Origin of the sequence: Myxococcus sp. AM010, from assembly GCF_013372585.1 — a bacterium.
Taxonomy (GTDB): Bacteria; Myxococcota; Myxococcia; order Myxococcales; family Myxococcaceae; genus Myxococcus; species Myxococcus vastator.
The window spans coordinates 1-2,734 of record NZ_JABXEO010000190.1; the positions used below are offsets into that span (position 1 = coordinate 1).

The 2,734-nt window shown below is 73.8% G+C and carries 2 protein-coding genes; one reads left to right on the forward strand and one right to left on the reverse strand.

The features are described 5' to 3' along the window. Positions 1-1,840, reverse strand: a 1,840-nt coding sequence (locus HV826_RS36190) for a HEAT repeat domain-containing protein (RefSeq protein WP_368671076.1), incomplete at its 3' end; no start/stop codon positions are given. Between the two features lie 421 nt (positions 1,841-2,261). Here HV826_RS36190 and HV826_RS36195 point away from each other — a divergent pair. Beyond that, a complete protein-coding gene (locus tag HV826_RS36195; RefSeq protein ID WP_026114223.1) occupies positions 2,262-2,621 on the forward strand; it encodes a helix-turn-helix transcriptional regulator in 360 nt (119 codons plus the stop codon). The last annotated feature ends 113 nt before the right edge of the window (positions 2,622-2,734 follow it).

Sequence of the window (2,734 nt, forward strand, 5' to 3'; positions counted from 1 at the left end):
GGCGGGGCGGCGCCGCGGCGGCGGCGGGGACACGCGGCGCGGGGGCGGCCTGCCCGGGCACCGCGCCCATGGCCACCAGGGCCGCCTGGACGGGGGACAGGCGAGCGGCCGGGGCGCGCGGAGCCTGCGCGGGACTGGAGTCGCCTGGGGTGGCCTGCGGAGCCGGCACGGGCTGACGCTGCGCCGAGGCGGCGGTCTGCGGAGCCGGCGCGGGCGGACGCTGCGCTGGAGTGGCGGCCTGCGGCGTCGGCACGGAAGAACGCTGCACGGGGGCCGCGGCCTGCTGAGTCGGCGCGGGCGTGGAGACCACCGGCGCTCCCGCGGGGCTCACTCGCGCCTGCGCAGGCCCCACCGGACCAGCGCCCTGCGCGAGCCCGACAGTCACCACCTGCCGATTCGCGGCGCCCACGGCCGCAACCGCGAGGGCGGGCTGCTCGACCGCCGCCACCGGCGCCTGAACCACCGCGGCGACAGCCACTGCCGACGCGACCGCCTGCACCGAAGCCGCCACCGGACGAGGCTGCTCCAGCCGCGCCCGCACGGGCTTCACGGGCAGCGTCGCCAGCCGGCGGATCTCCCGGCGGCGGTGCGTCTCGTCCAGGGCCACCACCGACGACACGTCCTGCCCCAGGATGCGCGACAGGCTCTGCGCGGCCGCCTTGCGCACGCGCTGCTCACGGTCACCCAGGGCGCCCAGCAGCAGCGTGCGCGCGTTCTCCCCGGCGCCCGCCCCGAGCGCCAGCGCGGCCAGCGCGCGCGCCTCCGGATCCGCGTCGTGGATGGCCTCCTCGCCCAGCCGCCGCGCCGTCTCCCCTTCCAGGCCCAGCGCCAGCAGCGACGCGCGGCGGCGCACCGAGCGGTCCGGATCCTTCATCGCCTGCGCCAGGTGCGGCGCCGCGTCCGTCGGGGCCAGCGTCAGGAGCGCCTTGAGCGCGGCGATGCGCACCTCCGGCACCGGCGACGCGAGCAGCGGCGACACCACCGACGCGCCCTCTTCCTGGCACAGCGACGCGAACGCCTGGAGCAGCGCCACCTGCGCCGTCGGATCCGTCTCCGCGTGCAGCGCCGACGCCAGCGCGGGCGCGGCGGCCGGCTGAGACAGCGCCTTCAGTCGCTCCGCGGCGCGCACCCGGGCCGCGCCATCCTGCGCGGACAGCTCGCGGACGGAGAACCCGAACAGCGTCTCATCCGTCGTCCCGCCGAACCCCGCGTGCGAGGACAGCTCCGCGTGCTGCGCCGCGCTTACCCCCAGCCGCCCCGCCTGCTGGAAGCGCTGCGCCTCACGCGCCACCGGAGACAGGCCGTCGTGCTCGACGACAGCGGCCACGGGCGGCTCGCTCACCGGCGCTGGCGTCAGGGGAACACTGGCCGCCGTCTCACGCAGCGGCAACGACGAGCGCCGCGTGGGGACCACCAGCCCGCGGGCCACCGGCCCCGCCTCACCGCGCAGCAGCACCTCGCTGCGAAGCTGGGAGATGAACGACGCCAGGTCGAGCCCCAGGTCGTCGTCCTCGTCGTCACGCTCCTGGGAGGAGGCGCGGATGCGCCCCACGTCCAGCAGCTTGTCCATCATCTGGTTCCGCTCGCCGCGCAGGGCCTGGTTGAGCCGGGCCAGCTCCTCGCGTTCGGCCTGGAGCCGACCCGCGCGGACCTCCAGCTCGGCGACCTCACGGCGCAGGCCCAGCTCACGCTGATGCGTCTGGGCCACCTCGCGCTTGAGGTGCTCCATCTCCTCGCGTGTCGAAGTCAGCTCGCTGTGGAGCTGTTGGGCACGCGCCTCGAAGTAGACGATCTTTTCGAGTGCGCTCTTGAGCAGCGCGTCCGGACGCTCGTCGCTCACGACCTCAACAGCCTCCCCGCGAGGCACGCGGCGCGGCCTGCGGATCCGAGTCACCGGGGGTTTGCACCGGATTCCCGGTACCTACCGGGGGGCCCACCCTACGTCAGACGTCCTCACTTCGTAAACCACGGAAACACCAGGGCTTTTTTCAGCGCGCCCCGGGCCGTCATTGACAACGCCGCCCAGGCCGAATTTTCGGCTTCAGAGCACCTACGGGGGCCGCGCGAGACACCTCCGTCTCAAGGGGATGAAGCGCTCGATTCCGGACGCTCCAGCGGGCCCTCCCGGAAGCCCCGGAATGTCAGACCCCACTCGTAATCTGTGTTCCACGAGGCAGCCAACGGCCGTCACTTCTCCCCGGTGCCTCTCCGCCTGGATGCGGGGGGACGAAGCCCTCTTTTCGACAGGTTTTCCGCACGCCATGGAACAACGACTGGCAACCCTCATTGGAAACGCGGTCCGCGCGGCGCGACAACGGCTGGAGCTGACCCAGGCCGACGTGGCCGAGCGCGTTGGCATCGCCACCGAGGTGTATGGCCGCCTGGAGCGCGGCCACATGCTCCCCAGCGTCCGCACGTTGCGCAAGCTGTGCCTGGTGCTCAACTGCTCGTCGGACGTGCTGCTGGGAATGGCAGGCGTGGAAGGCGCGCCCACGCTGGCGGAGGACCCGCCGGAATACCGCGAGCGCCCGGAGGTCCGCCGGCTGCTGCGCACGGTGCGCAAGCTGGACGCGCCGCGGCTGCGCCTGCTCGGGCAGGTGGCGAACGCGCTCGAGACGTAGCGGTACAGCGAGGACCCGGCCGGGGCGGTGGAGACCCTGGCTGGGACCTGAAGGGTGGTGAGGGGCCGGACGGATTGCGCCCTGGCGCAAGCGCCTGTCTCTTATACACATCT